General features: G+C 61.0%; 22 protein-coding genes and 1 riboswitch. Of the genes, 9 read left to right on the top strand and 13 right to left on the bottom strand.

Annotated elements, in window-relative coordinates:
- The 6 genes from cbiQ to JHD64_RS04315 all read right to left on the bottom strand — a co-directional run.
- A partial coding sequence (gene cbiQ, locus JHD64_RS04340) for a cobalt ECF transporter T component CbiQ (RefSeq protein WP_199052373.1) occupies positions 1 to 519 on the bottom strand: 519 nt, incomplete at its 3' end.
- Positions 503 to 793, bottom strand: a complete 291-nt coding sequence (locus JHD64_RS04335; protein WP_059286312.1) for an energy-coupling factor ABC transporter substrate-binding protein — start codon at positions 791 to 793, stop codon at positions 503 to 505. The genes JHD64_RS04335 and cbiQ, both read right to left, overlap by 17 nt.
- The gene (locus JHD64_RS04330; protein ID WP_199052372.1) at positions 793 to 1,461 is read right to left on the bottom strand and encodes an energy-coupling factor ABC transporter permease; all 669 of its coding nucleotides are present in this window, start codon (positions 1,459 to 1,461) and stop codon (positions 793 to 795) included. The genes JHD64_RS04335 and JHD64_RS04330 overlap by 1 nt, the downstream gene beginning before the upstream one ends.
- A 63-nt stretch (positions 1,462 to 1,524) precedes the next feature.
- Positions 1,525 to 1,736, bottom strand: a riboswitch (cobalamin riboswitch).
- A gap of 65 nt (positions 1,737 to 1,801) precedes the next feature.
- A complete protein-coding gene (locus JHD64_RS04325; protein WP_199052371.1) occupies positions 1,802 to 2,497 on the bottom strand; it encodes an MIP/aquaporin family protein in 696 nt (231 codons plus the stop codon).
- Entirely contained in the window at positions 2,494 to 2,910 is a 417-nt protein-coding gene (locus JHD64_RS04320) for an arsenate reductase ArsC (RefSeq protein WP_199052370.1), read from the bottom strand. The genes JHD64_RS04325 and JHD64_RS04320 overlap by 4 nt, the downstream gene beginning before the upstream one ends.
- Positions 2,910 to 3,266, bottom strand: a complete 357-nt coding sequence (locus JHD64_RS04315; protein WP_199052369.1) for a helix-turn-helix transcriptional regulator — start codon at positions 3,264 to 3,266, stop codon at positions 2,910 to 2,912. The genes JHD64_RS04320 and JHD64_RS04315 overlap by 1 nt, the downstream gene beginning before the upstream one ends.
- 557 nt (positions 3,267 to 3,823) lie before the next feature.
- Here JHD64_RS04315 and JHD64_RS04310 point away from each other — a divergent pair.
- From JHD64_RS04310 to JHD64_RS04295, 4 genes are all read left to right on the top strand, one after another.
- Positions 3,824 to 4,357, top strand: coding sequence for a fimbrial protein (locus JHD64_RS04310; protein ID WP_199052368.1), 534 nt, complete (start codon positions 3,824 to 3,826; stop codon positions 4,355 to 4,357).
- 70 nt (positions 4,358 to 4,427) lie between these two features.
- Complete coding sequence (locus JHD64_RS04305) at positions 4,428 to 5,177, top strand: molecular chaperone (RefSeq protein WP_059284536.1); 750 nt, start codon at positions 4,428 to 4,430, stop codon at positions 5,175 to 5,177.
- 71 nt (positions 5,178 to 5,248) lie between these two features.
- Positions 5,249 to 7,837: a fimbria/pilus outer membrane usher protein gene (locus JHD64_RS04300; RefSeq protein ID WP_199052367.1), complete on the top strand. Its 2,589-nt coding sequence runs from the start codon at positions 5,249 to 5,251 to the stop codon at positions 7,835 to 7,837.
- Between the two features lie 70 nt (positions 7,838 to 7,907).
- The gene (locus JHD64_RS04295; protein WP_199052366.1) at positions 7,908 to 8,867 is read left to right on the top strand and encodes a fimbrial protein; all 960 of its coding nucleotides are present in this window, start codon (positions 7,908 to 7,910) and stop codon (positions 8,865 to 8,867) included.
- Between the two features lie 106 nt (positions 8,868 to 8,973).
- Here the strand turns inward: JHD64_RS04295 and JHD64_RS04290 are convergent, their stop codons facing one another.
- Complete coding sequence (locus tag JHD64_RS04290) at positions 8,974 to 9,264, bottom strand: hypothetical protein (RefSeq protein ID WP_059284534.1); 291 nt, start codon at positions 9,262 to 9,264, stop codon at positions 8,974 to 8,976.
- 273 nt (positions 9,265 to 9,537) lie between these two features.
- Entirely contained in the window at positions 9,538 to 10,005 is a 468-nt protein-coding gene (locus JHD64_RS04285; protein WP_199052365.1) for a MarR family winged helix-turn-helix transcriptional regulator, read from the bottom strand.
- A gap of 33 nt (positions 10,006 to 10,038) precedes the next feature.
- On the opposite strand from JHD64_RS04285, the gene JHD64_RS04280 reads away from it, so the two are divergent.
- On the top strand, positions 10,039 to 10,776 hold the full coding sequence (locus tag JHD64_RS04280) for a siderophore-interacting protein (protein WP_199052364.1): 738 nt from the start codon (positions 10,039 to 10,041) through the stop codon (positions 10,774 to 10,776).
- 20 nt (positions 10,777 to 10,796) lie between these two features.
- On the opposite strand, the gene msrB is transcribed toward JHD64_RS04280, so the two are convergent.
- The 4 genes from msrB to JHD64_RS04260 all read right to left on the bottom strand — a co-directional run bounded on the left by msrB (position 10,797) and on the right by JHD64_RS04260 (position 14,548).
- Positions 10,797 to 11,195, bottom strand: coding sequence for a peptide-methionine (R)-S-oxide reductase MsrB (gene msrB / locus JHD64_RS04275; protein ID WP_059284532.1), 399 nt, complete (start codon positions 11,193 to 11,195; stop codon positions 10,797 to 10,799).
- A gap of 67 nt (positions 11,196 to 11,262) precedes the next feature.
- The gene (locus JHD64_RS04270; protein WP_199052363.1) at positions 11,263 to 11,898 is read right to left on the bottom strand and encodes a histidine phosphatase family protein; all 636 of its coding nucleotides are present in this window, start codon (positions 11,896 to 11,898) and stop codon (positions 11,263 to 11,265) included.
- Between the two features lie 22 nt (positions 11,899 to 11,920).
- A complete protein-coding gene (locus JHD64_RS04265; protein WP_199052362.1) occupies positions 11,921 to 13,288 on the bottom strand; it encodes a deoxyguanosinetriphosphate triphosphohydrolase in 1,368 nt (455 codons plus the stop codon).
- A 90-nt stretch (positions 13,289 to 13,378) separates the two neighbouring features.
- The gene (locus tag JHD64_RS04260; protein ID WP_199052361.1) at positions 13,379 to 14,548 is read right to left on the bottom strand and encodes a sorbosone dehydrogenase family protein; all 1,170 of its coding nucleotides are present in this window, start codon (positions 14,546 to 14,548) and stop codon (positions 13,379 to 13,381) included.
- 198 nt (positions 14,549 to 14,746) lie between these two features.
- On the opposite strand from JHD64_RS04260, the gene JHD64_RS04255 reads away from it, so the two are divergent.
- The gene (locus JHD64_RS04255) at positions 14,747 to 15,292 is read left to right on the top strand and encodes a DUF1295 domain-containing protein (RefSeq protein WP_199052360.1); all 546 of its coding nucleotides are present in this window, start codon (positions 14,747 to 14,749) and stop codon (positions 15,290 to 15,292) included.
- A gap of 33 nt (positions 15,293 to 15,325) precedes the next feature.
- On the opposite strand, the gene JHD64_RS04250 is transcribed toward JHD64_RS04255, so the two are convergent.
- Positions 15,326 to 15,964 (bottom strand): hypothetical protein, encoded by a 639-nt coding sequence (locus JHD64_RS04250; RefSeq protein ID WP_199052359.1) that lies wholly within the window; start codon positions 15,962 to 15,964, stop codon positions 15,326 to 15,328.
- 510 nt (positions 15,965 to 16,474) lie between these two features.
- Between JHD64_RS04250 and pflB the strand changes: the two genes are divergently transcribed.
- The 3 genes from pflB (at position 16,475) to JHD64_RS04235 (ending at position 19,993) form a co-directional block, all read left to right on the top strand.
- Positions 16,475 to 18,733 carry a formate C-acetyltransferase gene (pflB, locus tag JHD64_RS04245; protein ID WP_199052358.1) on the top strand — a complete coding sequence of 753 codons (2,259 nt, stop codon included), beginning with the start codon at positions 16,475 to 16,477 and terminating at the stop codon, positions 18,731 to 18,733.
- Between the two features lie 80 nt (positions 18,734 to 18,813).
- Complete coding sequence (pflA, locus tag JHD64_RS04240; protein ID WP_199052357.1) at positions 18,814 to 19,584, top strand: pyruvate formate-lyase-activating protein; 771 nt, start codon at positions 18,814 to 18,816, stop codon at positions 19,582 to 19,584.
- A gap of 139 nt (positions 19,585 to 19,723) precedes the next feature.
- Entirely contained in the window at positions 19,724 to 19,993 is a 270-nt protein-coding gene (locus JHD64_RS04235) for a hypothetical protein (protein ID WP_059284525.1), read from the top strand.
- The last annotated feature ends 95 nt before the right edge of the window (positions 19,994 to 20,088 follow it).

Genomic DNA, 20,088 nt, shown 5'->3' with positions numbered 1-20,088 from the left:
ATTGCGCTGGCCCAGTCGCGCAGCCTGGGCGATATGCATGGCACTGGCGGTGTCCAGCAGCAGAAATACCAGCCGGTACATGAGCAGGCTGATTTCGGCGATCTCGCGCGGCAGGCCGATCCTGCGCAGGCCGGCCAGGATGTCGGTCACCGGGGTGGTCAGGGCCAGCAGCAGCAGGCAGCAGATGCCGGCGCAAGACCTCAGCAGCAGGCCGCCTACCGTTGACAGGCCCGCCGGCGCCAGGCTCAGGCCGTGGCGGCCGACATCAAACAGCATGGTCAGCCCGGCGGTCAGCAGGAAGCCGGCAGGGATCACGGCATGGCGCAGCCAGAGTCGCAGCGGCACCCTGGCATCCAGCAGCGTCACGCCCAGCACGCAGACGATGATGCAAGGCGCGCCGGGCAAGGGCGGCAGGCTGATGGCCAGCAGCAACATGCCAATGGCCAACAGGGCTTTTTCCAGCACCGGCCTTTCCCGCCAGCGACTCAGCTGCGCATATTGATCAATGCTCAGCGTCATCGCGGGCGGCCAGTCCCTGGCGTTTGCCGATGACATAGCCGATGACGCCGGCACCCATGGCAGCCTGCAAGGCAAACAGCAGGCTTTCCACTTCGCCGCTTGGCGGCTCCCAGATGGGGGTGAACCAGGGCTGGTAGCCCGGCTTGGCGTGGGTAATGGCGGCGGTGGCCTGGTCGTCCGAGCCGGCAAACTTGCCTTCGACCAGCAAGAGCGGCAGCACCACCAGTGCGACGCTGCCCAGCAGCAGCCATTTGCTACGGGATGACTTGGCCATTAGCGTGTCTCCCCGGCAAGCATGCTGACTTTCCTGATATCGGCCACCTTGCCGGCCAGCGCATCCATCACCACCACTGTCAGCATGCCCTCGGCAATGGCCAATGGGACTTGGGTCAGCGCGAAAATGCCACCGAACTTGATGGCGGCAGTCGTGAAGCCTCCCACCGGGTCTGGGTAAGCCAGCGCCAGCTGGATGGAGGTGGTGACATAAGTGGCCAGATCCCCCAGTGCCGCGGCAAGAAACATCGACACCGCCACCGACCAGCCAAGGCGCTGGCACAGTTTCCATAGTCCATAGCTGACCCAGGGGCCGACGATGGCCATGGAGAACAGATTGGCTCCGAGCGTGGTCAGGCCACCATGGGCCAGCAGCAAGGCCTGGAACAGCAAGACCATGGCCCCCAGCACGGCCATCACCGCCGGCCCGAATACCACCGCGCCAAAGCCGGTGCCGGTGGGGTGGGAGCAGGAGCCGGTGACGCTGGGCATTTTCAGGGCGGACAAGACAAAGGCAAAGGCACCGGCAGCGGCCAGATTCATTCTGGCTTGCGGACGTTCCGCCAGGATTTTGCGTATGCGCCAGACACCGGCGGCAAAGAAGGGGGTAGAGACGGTATACCAGGCAAGACAGTGCTTGGCCGGCAGATAGCCTTCCATGATGTGCATGATGATGATCCACAAAGAAAGTGGCGCGGACTCTGCATGTCGCCCCCCGGCAGCATGGCAAGCGCGCTCACAGACGATGATGGCAGGTCTCCTGACTTCCGGCTCCAGCAGCCTTGCTCGTCTTCCCGGCTTGGTGTCCTGCTGGTGGATGCAGACAGGACAGCCAGTGACATGATGCGCAAGACCTAACCGATTACAGTTGCGGGGGCAGTTGCAGCATTGCACTGCATTCCCTTTTCACCGGCGCTGCCGGCACCATCAATGGCCGTCAGGATACGCCAAGTTCATGCCCTGCGCAAAACGGCAGTCCCGCCGCCGGCCATGGCGGCAGGGTGGTTGCCTAGCCGGTGCGGCGGCCTGTCGTGGCGGCAGCTCTGGCCGGTGCGGGTATCAGCCAGCCACACAGGGTGCAGGCCAGCACAGTCCCCAGCAGCTGGGCCGCGATAAAGCCGGGCGTGTCGGCGAGGCGGATGCCGGCGAAGGTATTGCTGGCCGCCCGCGCCAGGGTTACCGCCGGGTTGGCGAAGGCGGTGGAAGCGGTAAACCAGTAGGCCGCGGTGATATAGCCAGCCACGGCATAGGGCAGTGCGCTGCGCTGCTGGCGCGCACAAGCCAGGATGGTGGTGATCAGGCCGAAGGTGGCGACAAGCTCGCTGAGCCATTGCGCGGGACCACTGCGCAGATGGGTGGATGCACTGAAGGCTGGCAGCCCGAACATGCCGTGGGCCAGTGCAACCCCCAGCAAGGCGCCGGCAAGCTGAGCCAGCATGTAGGCCATGACATGGCGCCAGGGCAGCTCACCCAGCCAGCCCATGCTCAGGCTGACGGCCGGGTTGAAATGGGCTGCCGACACCGGGCCGAATACCAGTATCAGCACGGCCAGCCCGCAGCCGGTGGCCAGCGAATTGGCCAGCAGGGCGATGGCGACATTGCCGCCCGCCAGCCGTTCGCCCATGATGCCCGAGCCCACCACGATGGCCAGCAGCAGGGCGCTGCCCAGCGCTTCGGCAACCAGGCGCCTGGCCAGCGTGCTCATGCCAGCCCCAGCGCGTGGCGTACTGCCGGCACCAGTCGCTGGCGGATATCGTCGCGTACCTGGATGAAGCTGGCCAGCGCTTCGCCATGCGGATCGTGAAAACCGACATGAATGCGTTTCACGGCACCCGGAAATACCGGACAGGACTCGTTGGCCTTGTCGCACACGCTCACGACCAGATCGATAGGCTGCGTCATGACCTCGCTCAGCTCCTTGGGGTAGAGCCCGGCTGTTGGCAGACCCAGCAGTTCGAGTGCGGCGATGGCGCCAGCCGCCACCTGTGCCTGGGGGTGGGTGCCGGCGGAAATGGCGTGCACCTGGCCTGCCAGCTCATGGTTCAGTATGGCTTCGCCCATTTGCGAACGGCAGGCATTGCCGCTGCACAGTACCAGTACGGTTTTGCGATCTGTCATCAGCTTTCCTTGTGTGCCTGGCAGCAGCGCTCGCTGCCTTGGTCCGTGCCATCCCTGCTGGGCAGGCAGGATTCCCCCTGACAGCAGTTGCTGGTGAGGAAGGCGAGCAGCCCATCCATGGTGCTGAAGTTTGCCGCATATCGAATGAAACGGCTTTCGCGTTGGCCATCGATCAGCCCGACCCGGCTCAGGTGTGACAGGTGAAAGGACAGCGTTGCCGGAGCAATGCCCAGCCGTTCGCCAATCGCGCTGGCATAAAGGCCGTCCGGGCCGGTTTCCACCAGCAGGCGGAAGATGGCAAGCCGTGTTTCATGGCCGATGGCGGCGAGGATTTCTGCTGCAGTTAATATTTCCATGATTCGATTATTATCGAAATATAGGCGGCGGTAAAGTGACGCTTTTGTTATCCCTGCCTTTTCCCCGTCTGCCTGCTTTCATCATCCTTTTTGCATGTCTTGACTGTTTCTGCCTCCACCGCTACATGGCCGCCGGCCTGCCGCTGGCGCTCTGGCTGAGCAGCCTGCGTTCGCCGCGGACTGCCGCGGAGCAGTATCTAAAAGTATTTGATTAAAAAACAGCGGGTTGTGACCAGGCTTGCGCTACTGACACCCTGTTGGCCATGCGCTGTTGTCATATTTGTCAAGAAAAATTACAACACTTTAAAGAAATTTCTTTTCATGTCGTAAAAGGTGAGTTTACAATTACAAATAACAACAGCTTAAACATATATCATCTAATTCCGCAGGTGCCACAGGTGCCGGTGCGAGTAGGCAAGCTGTTGCGGGTGGTTTGCGAGTGTTCTGGCTGGCTGCGCCACAGGCAGCAGCGATGGAAGCTTGCGGGGAAGGGCGCCAGAGCTGGCGTCCAGTCTGGGGCAGAGTACTGCCCTGTTCATGCGATGGAGTTCTACAAAATGAAAAAGATTGTTTCAGTCTTGGTAATCGGGTTGGGCATCTACTCTGCTGGCGCACTGGCAGCGGATGGCACCATTAACATCAATGGCAAGATCACTGCCAATACCTGCACCATCACCGGCACCAGTGGCAGCAATGTCACCGTGACCCTGCCGACGGTGTCGACCTCGGCGCTGGCCACCGCCGGCCAGGTTGCCGGTGTGACGCCGTTTGCGCTGAACCTGAGCAACTGCAACGGCACCAGTGCCCAGACCCATTTCGAACTGGGTGCCACCGTCGACCAGAGCACGGGCAATCTGTTCAATTCCAGCGGTACCGGCATGGCCACCAATGTGGAAGTGCAGCTGCTGAACAATACCTTCCAGCCGATCAACCTGGCCACCAATGCCAATTCGCAAACCGTCACCCTGTCCGGCAGTTCGCCGAACAAGACCGGCACCATGAACTACTACGCCCAGTACATTGCCACCGGTGGTGCATCCACCGCGGGTACCGTCAATACCAGCGTGCAGTACTCGATGATTTACAACTAAGCAGCACCCGCCCGGTGGTCTGGGGAATGCCTTCCCGGACCGCCAGGGCAATCGTTGAGGCAGGTGCAGAATGAAAAAAATAGCAAAATTCGGGGCAGTCGCATTCACCGTCATGGCCATCTTGCTGGCATCCGCCGCGCAGGCCAATGTGGTGATCACCGGGACCCGCATCATCTACAAAGCGGATGATCGCGAAGTCACCATCAAGATGGACAATGTTGGCCATGATCCGGCGCTGGTGCAGGTATGGGCGGATCGTGGCAATGAAAAGTCCCTTCCCACCACGGCCGATGCGCCCTTCCTGATCATGCCGCCGATTTTCCGGGTCGATCCGGCCAAGGCGCAGACCGTACGCCTGACCTTTACCGGCGATAGCGTGCCGCCAGACCGTGAGTCGGTGTTCTGGCTCAACATCCTGGATATTCCGCCCCTGCCCAAGGCCAGCAATGAGCAGCACAACTATGTGCAGGTGGCTTTCCGTTCCCGGCTCAAGCTGTTCTATCGCCCGGCCGGCCTGCCCGGTAATCCGGATGAGGCTGCCGACAAACTCAGCTGGCAACTGGTGCCGCTGGGGGGGACGCCTGGCTACGCCTTGCGTGCCAGCAATGCCAGTGCCTTTCATGTCTCGCTCAATTTCAGTGCCATCCAGCTGGGTGGTCACGAATACCGCAGCGAGGGTGGCATGATCGCTCCCGGTGGCAGTACCGATTTCAAGCTCAAGGGACTGACTGCACGTCCCGCCGGCGAGGCCGTGCTGCGCTACGAAAGCATCAATGATTTTGGTGCTCCGGTTGCGCACAGCCTGCCGCTGAAACCTTGATCAATCAGGACCGGGCCGCGCCGCGCCACCGCGTGCGTGCCGGCCGGGTTCATGCCAGATAGCGTGCTGCCATGATGAAAACTCCTCGCCGGCAGGCCTCGGCCTGCTGGATGCCCAAGCCATTGAGCCTGATGCTGCTTGCCGTGTTCAGTCCGGGTGCGGCCTGGGCGGCTGTGGCCAATCCGGCCGACGGCGCTGTGGCACTGAACGATGTGCAGTTCAATCCGGCTTTTCTGGGGAAAACCCCGGATGGCCGGCCGCAGGATCTGTCGCGCTTCAGCGGGAGTGGCGCGGCACTGCCTGGCACTTATCGCGCCGATGTGTTCGTCAATATGGGCTGGCTGGGGCGGCGCGATATCGTGCTGCGCGAGCGGGACGATCACCAGGTGGTGGCCTGCTTTAACCGCGCCCAGCTGGATGAAATGGGGGTGGATTTCAGCCGGCTGCCAGATAGCGATGCCCTGACCCGGCAGGATGCCAGTGCCTGCCATGAGATCGGTGCCATCGTGCCGGGTGCGCTCAGCAGCTTCAATGCTGGCGATCTGAAGCTGGATGTCAGCATTCCCCAGTTATATGTCCACCGCCATGCGCGGGGTTATGTCGACCCGCAATACTGGGATGCCGGTGCGCCCTTTGCCGGCTTCATCAACTACAACGCCAATGCCTATCGCTATGACAACGGCAGCGCCGGCAAGACCACCCAGTATTATCTGGGCAGCAATGCCGGGCTGAACATCGGCGAGTGGCGGCTGCGCCATAATGCCGCGCTGACACAGCAGAGCTACCAGAACCAGAGCGGTGACGGACGCCATTACCAGAGCATTTCCACCTATGCCCAGCATGACCTGACGGCATGGCAATCGGTGCTGACGGTGGGCGACAGCTTTACGCCGTCCGATCTGTTCAGCTCGGTGGGCTTTCGCGGGGTGCAGATCAATTCCGACGACCGCATGCTGCCGGAATCGATGCAGGGCTATGCGCCGGTGGTCCGTGGGGTGGCCGAGACCAATGCCCGTGTATCCATCCGCCAGAATGGCAATCTGATCTATGAAAACACCGTGCCGCCCGGCGAGTTCCAGATCAACGACTTGTATAACACCGGCTATGCCGGCGACCTGAATGTCACGGTCACCGAAGCCGATGGCCGTACCCGCCAGTTCGTGGTGCCCTATGCCGCGGTGCCGCAGTTGCTGCGTACCGGTCAGTCGCGCTACAGCATCACCGCCGGTCAGCTGCGCGATGAAAGCCTTGATACCCAGCCCAAATTTATCCAGGCGACTTATCAGCGTGGCCTGAACAATACCATCACCTTCTATGGCGGGCTGATTGCGGCCGAACACTACCAGGCCGGCATGCTGGGGGTGGCGGTCAATACGCCTTTTGGTGCAGTGGCGACCGATATGACCCAGTCGCAAGCGCGCGATCTGCCTGCTTCGGCTGGCCTGGGCGCGCAGCTGACCGGTCAGAGTTACCGCGTCACCTATAGCAAGCTGCTGGAAGCCACCCGCACCAACCTCACCGTGGCGGCATACCGCTATTCGACCGAGGGCTATCTGGAGTTCAACAGCTATGCCGCGCTGATCAATCAGGGCAGCGTGGTCTACCGCACCCGCAACAAGTTCCAGCTTAATGTCGACCAGCCGCTGGCCGAGGGCTGGGGCCATGTGTTCATCAGCGGCTCCACCCAGGATTACTGGAATCAGCCCGGACGCGACCTGCTATACCAGGCCGGATATTCCAATAGCTACAAATGGGGCAGCTTCAGCGTGTCGGCCGGGCGCAGCAAGGACGCCCAGAACAACAACACCACCCAGTACATGCTCAGCATCTCGATTCCGCTGGGCAAGCAGCCCACCTCACCCTTGCTGACCGCCAGCCTTACCCGCGACAGCATGCACAATGGCAGCGAGCAGCTGGCGCTTAGCGGTTCGGCCGGCGAAATGCGCAATATCAGTTACAACGCCTATGCCAGCGCCAACCAGTTCAATGGCCGGGATGGCAGCACGGGGGGCGGCGGCAATCTGCAATATGCCACCTCGGCCGCTACCTTCTCGGCCGGCGCCAGCAGCATGGGCAATACCTCGCAGCAATCCCTGGGGGTGAGCGGTGCGCTGGTGTTCCACCCCGGCGGCGTCACGGCTGCCCAGTCCCTGGGTGAGTCCATCGCGGTGATCGAGGCTCCGGGCGCGGAAGGTGCCATGGTCAATAACGTCAATGGTGTCCGGGTCAACCACAACGGCTATGCCGTGGTCACCAACCTGATGCCTTACCGGCAAAACGACATCACGCTCGACCCCAAGGGCATGAGCGAAGACGTGGAATTGCAGGAAACCTCCAGCAAGCTGGCACCGCGCTCCGGCGCCATCGCCATGGTGAAATTCCCCACCCGGCAGGGCAAGCCGATGATTGTCCGCCTGCGCCTTGCCAATGGTGACAATCTGCCGGTGGGCGCCAGCGTGCAGCAGGCCGACGGCACCGAGCTGGCCATGGTGGGGCAGGGTGGGCGCACCTTCCTGCGCGGCCAGGAAGGCAAGCCGCTGCGCGTGAGCTGGGGGCCGCAGGCGCGGCAGCAGTGCAGCTTCAGCTATGCCCGTCCGGCGCAGGCAAGCAGCGAACGCAAGAACAAGGGCTATCTGCAGACGGAAGCGATATGCCAGTAGTCACCCGATGGTCCGTGCGGCCTGCCTTGATGCATGGCGTGCCGGCGATCCGTCCCTTACTGAAATGGTTATGAATATGCGCAAGTACCTGCAACAGACATTCGCGGCCCTGGGCTTGCTGCTGTTATTGCTGCCCAATGCCAGCCACGCGCTCGGCTGCTGGTTGAACAAGTACGGAGGGCCGCTGAGCAGCACCTTGACGCTGCCGAACAATGTCTATATTTCCTCGACTGCGCCCACCGGCACCATCATCTGGCAATCGCCCTTGCAAAGCATTTCGGTGTATTGCACGCAAAGCGTGGGGGAGAACGTCTATTTCTGGGTCAACCCGACCAACCAGGCACTGGCAACCGGTGTGACGATTGCCATTATTTTTAATGGTGTCTCCTATACCCAGGGTAGAGCCATCGATACTGGTATCTATGTGCCGCAAGGCGGACAGGTCACCAGTAATCTCCAGTACTCCATTGCGATATTGAAGTCGTCCAATTCACCCAGCAGCGGCGTGGTCAATATCAACAACTACCCGGTATTCCAGCTGGATGGCAAGGGCGGCCTGAATAATGTGCCGATTAACTTTAATCAGCTGCTGAACGGCAGTGTCACCTTTACGCCGGGTGGTACCTGCCAGCTGAGTGCCGCGGATGTCAATCGCAGCATCACCCTGCCCAATGCCTCCACCTTTAATTTCCCCAGTGTCGGCAGCACCTTTGGCCGGACCTATTTCACCATTACCGCCAGCAATTGTTCCACCGGAGTCAATACCGCCACTTTCAAGTTTTCCGGTACGCCCGACAGCAATATCGCTACCGAGTTTGCCAATAACGGCACGGCCAAGGGCGTGGCGGTCAATATGGCATCTGCTGGCGATGGGCTGAATATTGGTGCCAACTCCACCAACAATACCCGGGTGGTGAATGTGCAAGCGCAAATGGCGCAGCTGCCGGTTTATGTAGAGTACTACCGGACTGCGGCCATGGTGCCGGGCACCGTACAGTCGATTGTCAGCGTCACCATGTTGTATCAATAGCATTCGGTACTGTGCCCATGGCGGGCCGTGCCACATGAAAAAACCAGCAGCTGGAATCAGGCTGCTGGTTTTTTTATATGGCGAACAGTCGCCCGGCCAGGCGCTGTCAGTTGTAGACGATATTGACGATGCCAGTGCCTGCTGTTGCGCCTGGCACCTGGCTCAGGGTCAGCGACCGGGTGTTGTCCATGCCGGAGCAGGAAGGGCCGGATGCCTGCAGGCGAGCGGCCTGATACAGCCGTGGCTGGCTGGCATAAGCCAGCAGGGTGCTAGCTGGAATGGCACAAGGGCTTTTGGCGATCTGCCCGGACACATCGATACGGCCGCCGTTGTCGGCACTGGCCACATTGGCTTGCAGGCAGGCCACGGCAATCAGTACGCCAATCATTTTCTTCATCACACACCTCCTGCACTCATCCACAGCGGCTTATTTTGAATCGCGCAATACGATTTAAAATAAAGCCATTCATTTGTAAGTAATTATGGGTGAAGTGTAGGAGTCGGCGGCTTGAAAATCAATACTGGCAATAGTTGATTTATTTAAAACAAAAAATATCAAATAAGCGATTGAGCCAGCTGCAGAGGGCCTGGCCGCAACGGGGCAGCCGCCAGCCAAGGCCTGGCACGGATAACGGGCTGCAGGCTGACTGCCGTGGCGGAGGGGAGCTGGCTAGTCTGGCTGATCCAGATTGCTTTTCACCTGTTGCAGTAATTGCAACAACTCGCGGCGCTGCGCGGCCGCGATGCCGCCCATGGCTTTGGCCGCCAGCTGGCGCCCCTGCTGGCGCAAGGTGTCGTGCAATGCCTCGCCTTCTGCCGTCAGCGTCAGCCGCACCGTGCGGCGGTCACGCGCGTCGGCATGGGCCTGCAGCAGGCCGGCCTCCTTCAGGCGGGCAATCAGCCGGGTGAGCTGCGCCTTGTCACGCCCCGAGTGCTGGGCCAGATCGCTCTGGCTGGCGCCAGGGTGGCGGGAGAAATAGCCCAGCACCTTGCCCTCCATATGCGTCAGACCCAGCTCGTCGGCGCGGATGGCTGCAAATTGCAAGGCCCGATACTGATGCATCAGCGTGTGGATGGATTCGAAAATCTGCTCGGCGGTGTCGTCAACTTGGTTGACAAGGTCAACTTTATTTTGCATATTAGGTGATATTGTCAATTAATTGGAGTGACTATGTCTAGCATTTTGCCGCAACACCGCATCGAGCGGGTCAGATATGAACTGATCAAGCGCAAGGTAACAGTCAGCAAGGTCGAGCGCGCAGGCGACGGCTTTGCCCGCATCAGTTTCAGCGGGGAGGATCTGGCCGGCTTCCAGTCCCAGTCTTTTGATGACCACATCAAGTTCATCTTTACCGATGCCCGGGGCCAAACCGTGTTGCGCGACTACACCCCCAGTCACTGGGATGCTGAACAGGGCGTGCTGCTGCTGGAGTTTGCCCTGCATGGTGGCGGTGCTGCCGCCAGCTGGGCGGAGCAGGCTGCCGTGGGCATGACGGCCATGATAGGTGGCCCCAAGGGGTCGATGATCATTCCCGCGCAGCAAGACTGGCATCTGCTGCTGGGTGATGATTCGGCCCTGCCGGCCATACGCCGTCGCCTGGCCGAGCTGCCGGCAGCGGCCCGTGCCGATGTCTTGCTGCTGCGCCCGGCGGCACTGGCGGCCTGGTCAGTGCCGCGTCAAGCAGAATGGCAGCTGCAACAAGTCACCGAGCCAGCCGCCTTGCTGGCTGCCCTGCGCCAGTGGCAGGCGCCGGCGGGCAATGGCTTTGCCTGGTGCGCGGGCGAGGGCGGGCTGATGCGCCTGGTCAGAAGCATTCTGCTGGAAGAAAAAGCCCTGCCACGCGAAGGCGTACGGGTGGCGGCCTACTGGCGGCAGGGTGAGGCGGATTTTCATGAACGGCTGGTCTGACACGGGACCAGACCCGGTATTCAGGGGGTGGGAGTAAACTTCAGGCACACCGAATTGATACAGTAGCGCTCGCCGGTCGGTTCCGGCCCGTCGGGAAAGACATGGCCCAGATGGGCATCGCAGTCGGCGCAGCGCACTTCCACCCGGATCATGCCGTGCGAGGTGTCACGCAAGCGCTTGATGCGGTTCCCCGCTGCTTCGGCCCAGAAGCTGGGCCAGCCGCAGCCGGCGTCAAACTTGGTGTCGGAGTGAAACAGCAGGCTACCGCAGCAGACGCAGTGATAGTCGCCATGCTCGGTGCGCGGATAATGTTCGCCACTGAAGGGGCGTTCGGTTCCGCCCAGGCGGGCAACGCGATATTGCTCGGGGCTGAGGCGGGCGCGCCATTCGGCGTCGCTGTACTGTTCGGGCGTGCTCATGCTATTTCCTTTGGCAGGTTGCTGTCAGTCTGTCGCGGCATGCCGGCGAATCTGTCGCTGCTCGCGTTCAGACTTCATCCAGGCTGTCGTCCAGATGCGCCTGATCAGCCCATTTTTCAATGTGCCAGCTGCCGTCCTGATAGTTGACCCAGTTCAGCGCGGCATTGGGAATGGGGAAGTCGCGGGCGCCACTCAGGCCTTTGCCGCTGGCGGTGCGGTAAACCATTTCCAGCACGCCGCCATGGCTGACCACCAGTATCTGCTGCCCGGCATGGTGCGTGGCCAGTTGCTGCATGCAGTGCATGATGCGTTGCTGGAAAGCCAGCAGGCTTTCGCCGCCCTGCAGGTCGAAATGCAGGTCACGTTCCTGATGCAGCCGGTAAACATGCGGGATATGTTCGCGCGCTTCGTCGAAAGTACGTCCCTGGAAAGCACCATAGTGGCGCTCTTTGAGCGCGGCATGGGTGTGCAGCGGTAGTGCCAGTTGCCGGCTGATGGCCGCGGCAGTCTGGCGAGCGCGGGTCAGCTCGCTGACATGCAGGGCGGCAAATTGCAGCTGCTGGCGCTGCAGGGCAGTGGCCAGCCGTTCGGCCTGGGCCATGCCCTGCGGGTTGAGCGGGATGTCCAGATGGCCTTGCAGGCGGCGTTCGCGGTTCCAGTCGGTTTCGCCATGGCGAATCAGGCAGAAGCGGGTGGTGTGCATCGAGGTGTCCGGATGGGGTTGATTACAGGATGCCGACGCCGGAGATTTCCCGCGCCAGGTTGGCGGCATAGTTGTCGGTCATCCCGCCAACGAAATCCAGCACCTTCATATAAGCCTGATAGAGGTTGTCATCCGGCTTGATGTGCTGTTCCAGCAGGCCCATGGCCAGGTGCTGGCGCGGCGAGAGCTGCTCGCCACCCCTGGTGATGTAGGCATGCACGGCAGGGACCAGCACATCCAGTATGGTGGCCATGCAGGGGTAGGAGGCCAGTTCGGTCACCAGCTTGGTACGGTGGCGGTAGACCTTGTTACTGGCCAGTTCCTTGGCCTGGATCAGCGCTTCCTGTACCTCGGCGTCCGTCAGGTTGATCAGGTCTTTGGCGGGGAACTCACCCGCCAGCAGCGAGTTGTGATGCAGCATGAATTTCTGGGCCACTTCCGCCACGCAGCGCCCGATGGCGATGCCGCGCAGGGTGGCGCATTTTTGCTTGACGTCGTGGATGTCCCATACCCGCTCGTATTCGGTAAAGCGGGCAAACAGGCGCTCGAATTCGTGCACGTCCAGAATGCCGATTTCCACCGCATCTTCCAGATCAAGAATGGCATAGCAGATGTCGTCCGCCGCCTCCATCAGGTAGGACAGCGGATGGCGGCCCCATTCCAGCTGCCCCTTGCGTGGCAGGCGCAGTTCTTCGGCGATGCGCTCGAAATAGGGCAGCTCGGTGCGGTAGATGTTGAACTTGTCGCGCGCCAGTGCCTTGGGGGCATCCGCTGTCCACGGGTACTTGATCAGGGCGCCCAGCGCGGCAGCGGTCAGCCGCATGCCGCCCTCGTGGCTGTACATTTCCAGCGTGGCCAGCATGCGCAGGCCGTGGGCATTGCCTTCGTAGGTCTGTACATCGCGCTGCTGGGCGGCATCCAGCGATTGCAGGAAGTGGGCATTGCGACTGTCGCGGAACCAGTCGCGCAACGCGTCCTCGCCGGTGTGGCCGAAGGGCGGGTTGCCGATATCATGCGCCAGGCAGGCCACCTGCACTACCGCGCCGATGTCGAATGGGCCGTAACCGGCAGGCATCACGCCGGCGTGCTGCATCATCACCCCCACGCGGTTGCCCAGGCTGCGTCCCACGCTGGCCACTTCCACGCTGTGGGTCAGGCGGTTATGGGTATGGTCGTTCTGTGCCAGCGGGTGGACCTGGGTTTTGCGGCCCAGCCGGCGAAAGGCGCTGGAAAATACCACGCGGTCGTGGTCGATGTGAAAATCGCTGCGCAGGCCGGCACTGCCTTCATCGGTGGCGGGGGTGTGGGTTGGCTTGATTTCCCCCTGTACTACCTTGAAACGCTGGGTGGACAGCAAGGCTGTCCATTGCTGCTGCTGGGTCTGGTTCATGGCCGGCCTGCTAAAACGGAATGGTTTGATGATAGGGGCTTTGGCGCGCTGCGGAAAGGTACTGGCCCGGCATGGTGCTGCGCCATTTCCTTACTGCGCGGCATAGAGGCGGATGACCTGACCGTGCCGGTCATCGGTCAGATAGAGTGCGCCATCGCCTCCCACGCGTATTTCCACTGGGCCGCCCGGACCTTTGCTGTCTTTCCAGTTGCTGATCAGCTCCAGCGGTTTGCCCTTGGGCAGCCCTTGTTTGTCCACCGGATAGGCCATCAGCCGGTGGCCGTGCTGGCGGTAGCCATGAAAGCCGACGATCAACCAGCCGGCAAAGCGTGGCGGGGCCTTAGGCGACAGCCACCATGTCAGCCCCAGTGGCGCGGCATGCGCGGGCAGCAGCAAATAGGGCGGCTGGGTGTTGCGGCAGTGATAGGCGGGGAATTCGGGTGCGGCTACCTGATTGTCGTAGCAGAAGGGCCAGCCATAGTGCCGGCCGGCCTGCAGCAGATTGAGCTCGTCGTGTGGCAATTCATTGTCATTGGGCAGCTGCAGTTTCAGATGAATGGCATCGCGGCTGTTTTCTGCCTGCAAGACAATGCCGCTGGCCGGGTGCACACCCAGGGCCATGCTGTTGCGCAGACCACGGGCAAATACCCCCAGATCGCTGACCTTGCCGTCTTGCTCCAGGTGATAACGCCAGACCACCCCGGCTTTATCCTGTTCGCTTTCCGGGCAGCGCTCTGCCGCCAGCTCGGCCGGGCTGGCACTTTCGCAATTGTCCGATGAGCTGCCGATATTGACATACAGATCGCCATTGCCAGCCAGGGCAAAGGTGGTGAGCGGGTGGCGCTGGCGCAAGGGCAGGGTGGCCACGGTTTCGCGCTGCTGCGGCTGTCCGGGGGCGAAGCGGACGATGCGACCCACTTCGCCGACATAAATCTTGCCATCCGGCCCCTGCACCACCCCGTGCGGGCGGTCAAAACCGGTGGCCAGCACGCTTTGCTGCCAGCCACTGGCGGTGGCGGACAGTTGCAGTACCCGGCCTTGCGTGGCATCCCAGCGCACCATTTCCGTTACCAGCAGCTGGCCATTAGGCAGTACGGCCAGTCCGCGCGGCATTTTCAGTCCGCTGGCAATCACTTCGGCGCACAGTCCGGGGCGGATTTGCATGCCGGCAGGCTGTGGCCTGGCACACAGGGCGCTGGCCTGTGCCGGCAGATAAAGCAGTAATAGCGCACACAGGCTGGCAAGACGGCGCTTGGGCATGGCTTGACCTTTCTCGGCTGCCGGGGGGAAGCAATTGCAATGCAGTGATCACGCAGGCTGGCAGCGCTGGCAGCGGCCTGTCTGCCGATTCTGACACGTCTGGCGGCACAGCAGGAGTGTCATGGTGTGATAGGGCTTGCCGCAATTGATATTATAAATGATAATCATTGTTATTAACTGAGACCAAGGAGGCAGAGCATGCTGTGGTCCATCATTCAGCTTGCCGGCGTGCTTGTCATGCTGCTGACACGGCTGGCTTACCGCCCATTATTAGAGCAGCGCAGCCGCATGGTGGTGGGGCACTGCATTCTGCGCTGGCCGGTGCTGACCGGCATGTTGCTCCTGCCCATGCTGGCCGCGGCCACTGGCTGGCAGCGCTATTGGCCGCTGGAGCTAGCGCCGCTGGCCGCTCCAGCCGGCAGTTTGCTACTGGCCTATGCCTGCTGGCTGTTCTGGCGTAGCCAGCATGATTTGCTGCTGCAAGCTGCCGGAACGCTGCAGTGCCAGAGCGGTGTGTACCGGCGCATCCGTCATCCCCTGTATGCAGCGCTGTGGCTGGCGGCGCTGGCGCAGCTGCTGCTATTGCAGGATGGGCTGGCCGCCAGCGGTGTGCTGGCCTTGCTGCTGTGTTACCGCGGCAGCGTTCGGCGCGAGGAGGGTGAAATGCTGCGGCGCGCCGGACCTGCCTATCGCCTGTATATGCAGCAAACCGGCCGTTTGTGGCCGCGCGGGCTGGCGGCATGAAGCCGCTGGCCCGCAGCCTGGTCCGTATAGCGTTCAGGGCTTGCCAGTCAGGTTGCCCAGCATGGTGTTGATCTCCGCTGGGCGGTACAGCGGTGGGCCGCTGCGATAAACGTGCAGCCTGCCCTGTTCGACCAGACCCACTTCCAGCTGCTTGCTGGCTGGGTCCAGCAGCAGATAGGCCATCTCCTCGCCGCCCTGATGCGCTTTGTTGCCGCTGACAAACAAAAGCTGGTCCTTGCCCAGTGGACTGCTGACCTGCATGTTCTGCAGGAAGACCGGCATCTTCTTGCCCAGTAGCTGACGCAGTGCTTCGGCTACCGCACCTTGTTGATAGAGGCCGATATCCGCCGGATAGCTGCCCACTTTTGCTTCCAGCTGCTGCCATTGCAGCGCATTCGTCGCTTTCCCCATTCCCTGTTGCACCGCCGATACCGCAAGCCCCAGAGCCGGATTGTCCGCCACCAGTTTGGCGGCTTGCTGCCGGGCTTCACCGGCGGCTGCGCTGGCCTGTTGGCGCAGTGTTGCCAGCGGTGCGCTGGCATCGCCCAGTGTGGCATGTGCGGTGCTGATGGCGGCCGAAGCTGCCTGCTGCGCCACGTCACTTTGCTGCTGGGTACAGGCGGTGACCGCAAACAGGCTGGCGAGCAGGGTGGCAAGGTGCGATTTGTTCATGGTTATTCCTGATACTGGACTGAAGTACAGAGTGTCGGCTTGCCGCTTGGTTCCCGTATGGCGCTTTGCACCCGCAGCGTGGATATTTGTTGACAAGCATTGTAGTAAAACTACTTATCGCGCAGAGTGATGTTGTCGGTTGTGCGTATTGGTCTCAATGCAATATTCGAAAACGAACATTTTTGTTTTGCAATTATTGCTATGCTTCGCTGGTGCCTGAGCATTTGCCGCAGGGTTTGGCTGGTGGGGGATCACGCTGTTGCTGCCGCGCATGCTGCACTGGTACTGCGTGTGTGTATTTTAATTTTCTGTAATTTATTGAAAAGTAACAATAAAAATGACTTTTGGCGCCATGTTTGGGCAAGGGGTAGGGGGTGGGTACTGGCAGAATGTCCGGCTGTGATGAACTGCCATGGTGGAGCTTGATGTACATCAATAAGCTGCTTTCGATAGTGAATGTAGTATTGTTTCTGTAGGGGCAAGTTTTGGACTTCAACTCAGGAGGTGGTCATGGAAGCGATTGCTCACAATGCCGTACAGGCTGACCCGTGGCGGGGCTTTACTGCCGGCAACTGGCAAAACCATGTCGATGTACGTCAATTCATTCAGCTGAATTATCGCCCCTTTACCGGCGATGCCTCTTTCCTGGCTGGTGCCAGCGAACGCACCCGCAAGCTGTGGGATGTGCTGGGCGAACTGCTGCGGCAGGAGCGGGAAAAGGGTGTGCTGGATGTATCGGCTGATCGTGCCACCTCCATCACCGCGCATGACGCCGGTTATATCGACCAGTCACTGGAACTGATTGTCGGCCTGCAAACCGATGCGCCGCTCAAGCGCGCCATCATGCCCAATGGTGGCTTGCGCATGGTGGAAGCCGGACTGGCTGCCTATGGCTTTACGCTGGACCCGGTGATCAAGGAAGTCTGGAGCAAATACCGCAAGAGCCATAATCAGGGGGTGTTCGATACCTATACCCCGGAAATCCTGGCTGCACGCAAATCCGGCATCATCACCGGCCTGCCGGATGCCTATGGCCGTGGCCGCATCATTGGCGATTACCGCCGTGTCGCACTCTATGGCACGGATTTCCTGCGCAAGGAGCGTCAGCAGCTGTTCCACGAGCTGGATGATGCCGTATTCACCGAAGACGTGCTGCGCCAGCGTGAAGAGTTGTCCGAACAGTTCCGTGCGCTGGACGAATTGCGCCAGATGGCGGCCAAGTACGGCTTTGACATCAGCCGCCCGGCGGTGAATGCCCGCGAGGCGGTGCAGTGGACCTACTTTGCCTATCTGGCTGCCGTGAAAGAGCAAAATGGTGCGGCCATGTCACTGGGCCGCATCGCCACCTTCCTCGACATCTATATCGAGCGCGACCTGGCCGCCGGTGTGCTGAGCGAGGAGCAGGCGCAGGAGCTGATTGACGATCTGGTGATCAAGCTGCGCATCGTGCGTTTCCTGCGCACCCCGGAATACGATCAGCTGTTCTCCGGCGATCCGACTTGGGTCACCGAATCCATCGGCGGCATGGGCGAGGATGGCCGCACCCTGGTGTCGAAAAACAGCTTCCGTTTCCTCAATACCCTGTACAACCTGGGGCCGGCGCCCGAGCCGAACCTGACCGTGCTGTGGTCGACCAGCCTGCCGCAGGGCTTCAAGGACTTCTGCGCCAGGGTTTCCATCGATACCAGCTCGATCCAGTACGAAAACGATGATCTGATGCGCCCATTGTGGGGCGACGATTACGGCATCGCCTGCTGCGTATCGGCCATGCGAATCGGCAAGCAGATGCAGTTCTTTGGTGCGCGTGCCAATCTGGCCAAGGCCATGCTGTATGCCATCAATGGTGGCGTGGACGAAAAGAGCGGGGCGGTGGTGGCCCACGGTTTCGCCCCGATCACCGACGATGTGCTGGACTTTGACACGGTGATGGCCCGCTTCGACAAGATGATGGACTGGCTGGCCGCCACCTATGTGAAAGCCCTCAACTGCATTCACTACATGCATGACAAGTACGCTTACGAGCGCATCGAAATGGCGCTGCACGACCGCGACATCCTGCGTACCATGGCCTGCGGCATTGCCGGCCTGTCGGTGGCAGCGGATTCGCTGTCGGCCATCAAGCATGCGCGCGTACATGTCATCCGCAACGAAGCCGGCCTGGCAGTGGATTACCGCATCGAGGGCGACTACCCCGCCTATGGCAATAACGATGATCGCGTCGACAGCATGGCGGTGTGGCTGACCGAAACCTTCATGAACAAGATCAAGGCCCAGCCGTATTTCTACCGTAATGCCACACCCACCCAGTCGGTGCTCACCATCACCTCCAATGTGGTGTATGGCAAGAAAACCGGCAACACCCCATGCGGTCGCCGTACTGGCGAGCCGTTTGCGCCGGGTGCCAATCCGATGAATGGCCGTGATGTGCATGGTTTTGTTGCGGCCGGCGCTTCGGTGGCCAAGCTGCCGTACTCCGCTGCGCTGGATGGCATCAGCTGGACGGCATCGGCTACCCCGGATGCGCTGGGGCATACTGCGCAGGATCGCATCGCCAATCTGTCGCATTGCCTGGATGGCTTTGCCGCCGCCGGTGGCTTCCATGTCAATGTCAATGTGTTCCGGCGCGAGACCTTGCTGGATGCCATGGAACACCCCGAGCTGTATCCGCAGCTGACGATCCGCGTGTCGGGTTATGCGGTCAACTTCGTCAAACTCACCCGCGAACAGCAGCTGGATGTGATTAATCGTACCTTCCACGCCAGCCTGTAATCGGCTATCAGGCCACCCGTGGAGGTATGGCCCGCTCACCAGCCCTGGCTGGTGGGCGGGTTTTTCGTCAGGAGTGATTCATGTTGCAGCACAGCGTGCAGATGCCGCTTGCCGCAGGGCAGCCCACCGGCTACCTGCATTCCACCGAGAGCGGTGCCGGTGTCGACGGCCCAGGCATGCGTTTTGTCTTTTTCATGTCCGGCTGCCAGTTCCGCTGCCAGTACTGCCACAACCCGGACACCTGGAAGCTGCACGCCGGGCGTCAGTTGACGCTGGATGAGGCGCTGGCCGAGCTGGCCCCCTATGCCGGCTTTCTCAAGTTTGCCGGCGGCGTCACCATCTCCGGTGGCGAACCCCTGATGCAGCCGGAGTTTGTCGGTGCGCTGTTGCGGGCCATCAAGCAGCGTTATGGCCTGCATACTGCGCTGGACACCCAGGGCTTTCTGCATGCGGGCATCAGTGACGACTGGCTTGCAGCGGTGGACCTGGTGTTGCTGGACATCAAGCACAGCGATCCGGCGCGCTACCAGTTGATTACCGGCCAGCCGCTGCAGCCGACACTGGACTTTGCCCAGCGTTTGCAGCGCCTTGGCAAGCCCGTCTGGCTACGCTATGTGCTGGTGCCGGGGCTGACGGATGGCGCCGACGACATCAGCCGTCTGGCTGATTATGTGGCAGGGCTGGGCAGTATTGTGCAGCGGGTGGAAGTGCTGCCTTTTCACCAGATGGGCGCGGCAAAGTGGGCGGCACTGGGCATGGCTTATCCGCTGGCAGATACGCCCACGCCGGATGCGGCGGCAGTCGCCGCGGCGCGGGCCTTGTTTGCCGCCCGCGGACTGACCGTGTGCTGAAATCGCCGGCAGACGTAGCCAGGGCGAGGTTTTAAAGTCGCAGGCTATCTTTCCGAAACGTCTGATAGGTATTGTTTTACCACTGCGGATAATACGACGGGTGAGTCATTGACCAACCCAGAAAAGATTGTCCGAAGTGATGAAAAATGAATTTTCCAAAGCCGGCAAATATGGCGCAAACCTCTCGGCCCGGGTTATCAGCGAGCAGATCAGCACCCTGATCGACCGTCTGTCCAAAAAGGGTCAGTGCATCGTGATCTGGGAAAAGGAGCGTCTGCTGTTCTGCTCCATGGATAGCCGTAATGCCCAGCGCTATCTGGCCAAGCCCACTTGCCTGGGCGTTTACGATGCTGATGTCACCTTCTGGGACGTGCAAAAAGACCTGAAAGAAATCTTGCAGCGCGCCTAGTCGACAGCCGCTGGCGGCCAGCATGCCGGCCGGCGGCATGATTGTGATTTACCCGCATGGCCATATCCGGTACAGTCCGCCTTTTCCATCGTCAA

Source organism: Aquitalea sp. ASV15 (assembly GCF_016429115.1).
In the GTDB taxonomy this organism is placed as follows: Bacteria; Pseudomonadota; Gammaproteobacteria; order Burkholderiales; family Chromobacteriaceae; genus Aquitalea; species Aquitalea magnusonii.
This window is presented reverse-complemented; position numbering and strand designations above follow the sequence as displayed.